The organism is Vibrio genomosp. F10 str. 9ZD137 (assembly GCF_049974785.1).
In the GTDB taxonomy this organism is placed as follows: Bacteria; Pseudomonadota; Gammaproteobacteria; order Enterobacterales; family Vibrionaceae; genus Vibrio.
The window spans coordinates 1-3,305 of sequence record NZ_JBNGCJ010000416.1; the positions used below are offsets into that span (position 1 = coordinate 1).

The 3,305-nt window shown below is 42.1% G+C and carries 5 protein-coding genes; 3 read left to right on the plus strand and 2 right to left on the minus strand.

What is annotated here, in order from left to right; genetic code table 11:
* Positions 1-877 (plus strand): DEAD/DEAH box helicase (locus tag ACP45E_RS09915; protein ID WP_069584955.1); only part of this gene is annotated, 877 nt, incomplete at its 5' end.
* Between the two features lie 20 nt (positions 878-897).
* Positions 898-1,149, plus strand: coding sequence for a hypothetical protein (locus ACP45E_RS09920; RefSeq protein WP_017033527.1), 252 nt, complete (start codon positions 898-900; stop codon positions 1,147-1,149).
* A 114-nt stretch (positions 1,150-1,263) separates the two neighbouring features.
* On the opposite strand, the gene ACP45E_RS09925 is transcribed toward ACP45E_RS09920, so the two are convergent.
* Together ACP45E_RS09925 and ACP45E_RS09930 are read right to left on the minus strand one after the other, a co-directional pair.
* The gene (locus ACP45E_RS09925) at positions 1,264-1,740 is read right to left on the minus strand and encodes an RDD family protein (RefSeq protein WP_017037078.1); all 477 of its coding nucleotides are present in this window, start codon (positions 1,738-1,740) and stop codon (positions 1,264-1,266) included.
* Between the two features lie 85 nt (positions 1,741-1,825).
* Positions 1,826-2,191, minus strand: coding sequence for a VOC family protein (locus ACP45E_RS09930; RefSeq protein ID WP_017037077.1), 366 nt, complete (start codon positions 2,189-2,191; stop codon positions 1,826-1,828).
* Positions 2,192-2,655: 464 nt separating this feature from the next.
* Here ACP45E_RS09930 and ACP45E_RS09935 point away from each other — a divergent pair.
* Positions 2,656-3,305, plus strand: a 650-nt coding sequence (locus ACP45E_RS09935) for a DUF1611 domain-containing protein (protein ID WP_141707278.1), incomplete at its 3' end; no start/stop codon positions are given.

Here is a 3,305-nt window from a genome sequence, read left to right on the forward strand (position 1 = left end):
AACCGCTCTTCCGATCTCACCAGGCCGATTACTCGATTTAATTTCTAGTAACGCAGTCAAGCTCGACAGAGTAAAAACATTAGTATTAGATGAAGCAGACCGAATGTTAAGCCTTGGTTTTACTGACGAACTCTCATCATTACTCGACCTGCTACCTAAGAAAAAACAAACGCTCCTTTTTTCAGCAACGTTTCCAGAACAAGTACAAACGCTCACTCAAGAACTTCTTAACGACCCTGTAGAAATACAACTACAAAGCAGCGATGCCAGTACCCTAGTACAGCGCGTGTTTACCGTTAACAAAGGTGAAAAGACCGCCTTATTGGCGCATTTAATAAAGCAGCACCAATGGCGACAAGCACTGGTTTTTGTCAACGCGAAGAACAGCTGTGAACATTTAGCAGACAAGCTTTACAAGCGCGGTATTGAAGTCGACGTATTTCACGGAGACAAAGGGCAAGGTTCACGAACTCGCATACTTGAAGCATTTAAATCGGGTGAGATTGATGTCTTAATCGCAACCGATATTGCCGCTCGCGGTCTTGATATTGAAAAACTGCCTGTAGTCATCAACTTTGATTTGCCAAGAAGCCCATCAGACTACATGCACCGTATAGGTCGAAGTGGCCGTGCTGGAGAAGTCGGTTTGGCGTTATCGTTGATTGATTATGAAGATTACCATCATTTCAAAATCATAGAAAAGAAGAACAAAATACGTCTTGAACGTGAACAGGTTGCCGGATTTGAAGTCGACGAAAGTATCGGCGAAGCTTGGTTAGCGGCCAATAAACCGATGGCCAAACCCGAAGGCACCGGTAAGAAAAAACGCAAAAAGAAAGCTCAAGGCAATCAGGATGTGTGGCTGAAGAATTCGTAGCCCTGAAAATAGGATAAAGCATGTATCTCGTATTGTATTGCCATAATATTGGAATGACGGATTTCTCATTTTTTGAAACCGGAGACTTTGATAAAGAAGACGGCTACATCGTCCGCGGAAAATGGCCGAACGAACAGGCTTTCAGGCGTTACCTAACCACGGAACTTGGCGACCTGGCCAACTTTCATGTGATCGATTTAATTGCCGAAGGGCCACGAGCCGACTCCTATTCACAAGCCGATTTAACCGCTTTGGCCGCCACGTCAGCCTAATCTTATTTGGGTAAAAGCACGATACGTTAAATGCAAAAAGGCGAGCATCAACGCTCGCCTTTTAATACATAAAAATAGCCCAATAAAAATAAACCCCAGTCATAACTGAGCCTTCTATTCATATTCACGGCGTTTACTAAAGTCAACAGGGTCGATTCCTGCTCTCGGTGTTCTAACCACCACGGTTTTGGCGATCAAATCATGCCAACCTTGTTTTTTGCTGCTAAATGCAACCCATATGAAGCCAAGACAAAGAGGTATAATACTGACGTAGTAAGCTACGTATCGTAACACTGATTTACCTGGCGTTAATGGCAATCCAGTGTCGGCATTCACAACTTGCAGTTTCAACGCAATTTTCCCTGGTGTTGCCGAACGATACACCCAAAACAGCACAGTGGCTATAAATGGCAAAACCCAACTGATCAAAAAATCCCAACCTCCAACGATGAAATCATCTGAGGTGAAAATATACTCTCCATATATCCAATACAACAACGGCATTGTAATGAGTAACAGCAAAAACGTATCAATTAACGCTGCCCCAACTCTGACCCAAAAGCCAGCGTATTCCAACTGTTCATTTTCCATGGTTTATCAATACCCCGTTGATGTGATTGTTAAGATGGTCGCCTAACGACTGGTGTGTTCTCGATTTAGGCTTAGCTCTACAAAATCAAAATGGTGACGATACATCGACTAAACAACCGCTAGGATCTTTTGTTAAAAACCGGCGTTGTCCATAAAACTCATTGCTAGGTTTTTGTACAATCGGTAAACCTAGCTCTATTGCTTTTTGATAAATGATATCAACATCAGACACAACGAAAGTCACATACATTCCAGTGGGCAGTTGTTGGTAATCCTTAGGAACCAGTTCATGATCTCTTTGAATAATTCCATACTCAATATCAGGATCGTCTGGTAAGCATAGTTGCACATACCAATCACTATCGTATTTTACGTTAAAGCCAAGAAGCTCAACGTAAAACTGCTTACTTGCGGATAGATTATCTGAACATATATTTGTGAGTATTTTCATGGAGCATTCCTTTTATTGGATCACACCGTCAACATAACACTAAAAGAACGCATTCGACCTTCACACGCAACGTATTAACCGCTCTTCTAATAAATTGTTAGCATTTTTTCATAAATGAAACATCTGTTGGTGATTCCAGCCAATGCTCAAAGTGTTCTGCGACGACTTTGGATGCTCTTGATTATGGTGTTCTTAATTGTGCTGCTCTTCTAACGTAGCTTTATTTGAACACTCTTCATATAAATGTATTTTAAACATTCTGATTCATGATGTTCAAACGTTATGCATCCAACCTCATTTCGAGTCGATTCTAGAATGCCCAATGATAAAACCCAACAAGAATCCAGTAAGTATGTTACGGTGATCATTCTCCCTACCGCTTAGTAGGGACTTCTTTTCTTTTCCGAACTCGCATCTCGGCACTCCTTAGTCGCCCCCTAAGCCTTAAAGACAAGGCTAAAATCATGTCAACCACTACTCAAAAACTGTGGAAAATCGTCCAACTGACTCGAACAGAAGAAACAGACATAGACAACCATTTATTATGCTCCAAGCCTTGGACGCCAATTCGTCATCAAGTCAATTCCATCCTGCCTACTGCGATTGTTTATTGCGAAGATAACTTCGGGAAAATTGACGGAAAAACGGCAAATGGATTGGTCAGGCACTCACACAATTATCGAATCTTATCGATAATTGACAGTAGCTGCGCAGGTTTGGATTCCGGTGAAGTCCTTGATGATGCGAAAAACGGCATTCCCATTGTTGCAAATGTGGACGAAGCTCTGCTTCAAGTCAGTACCCCGCCTAATTACTTCATTTTTGGAATAGCGCCATCAAGCGGGCTTTTATCTGATCGAGAAAAGAACATCATTTTAAACGCAATGTCGCTGAAGATGAGTATCGTCAACGGACTGCATGAGTTTCTAACAGACGACCCCATTTTTTTAGCAGCAAGCATAAAGAACAATGTCGAGATACTCGATATTCGCAAACCTAAAAATAAAGAAGAACTGCAAACCTTCAGTGGAAAAATACACCAAGTAAAGTGCCCAAGAATCGCTGTGCTGGGTACCGACTGCGCACTAGGCAAGCGCACGACCGCAACAATATT